We start from the raw sequence: 376 nt of genomic DNA, 5'->3' as shown, positions 1-376 counted from the left end.
GTGTAGCTCAGCTGGCTAGAGCGTACGGTTCATACCCGTGAGGTCGGGGGTTCGATCCCCTCCACCGCCACTATTATTAGTTGTAAATTATATTTAGGACCTTTAGCTCAGTTGGTTAGAGCTAACGGCTCATAACCGTTCGGTCGCAGGTTCGAGTCCTGCAAGGTCCATATAATTTTTGGAGGAATACCCAAGTCCGGCTGAAGGGATCGGTCTTGAAAACCGACAGGGGCTTAACGGCCCGCGGGGGTTCGAATCCCTCTTCCTCCGCCATTTTTAAAATTAAAATTAAATATAATTTATTACCTAATATTTTTGGAGGAATACCCAAGTCTGGCTGAAGGGATCGGTCTTGAAAACCGACAGGAGCTTAACG

3 tRNA genes are annotated in these 376 nt (G+C 47.1%); all 3 read left to right on the top strand.

Annotated features, from left to right (window positions below):
• The 3 genes from SH09_RS14045 to SH09_RS14035 all read left to right on the top strand — a co-directional run bounded on the left by SH09_RS14045 (nucleotide 1) and on the right by SH09_RS14035 (nucleotide 273).
• Nucleotides 1-70 (top strand) — tRNA-Met (locus SH09_RS14045).
• 26 nt (nucleotides 71-96) lie between these two features.
• A tRNA-Ile gene (locus tag SH09_RS14040) sits at nucleotides 97-170 on the top strand.
• Nucleotides 171-180: 10 nt separating this feature from the next.
• Nucleotides 181-273 (top strand) — tRNA-Ser (locus SH09_RS14035).
• Nucleotides 274-376: the final 103 nt, after the last annotated feature.

Source organism: Staphylococcus gallinarum (assembly GCF_000875895.1).
In the GTDB taxonomy this organism is placed as follows: Bacteria; Bacillota; Bacilli; order Staphylococcales; family Staphylococcaceae; genus Staphylococcus; species Staphylococcus gallinarum.
Note: the sequence above shows the minus strand (reverse complement) of the source record. Positions and strands in the feature narration are given on the sequence as shown.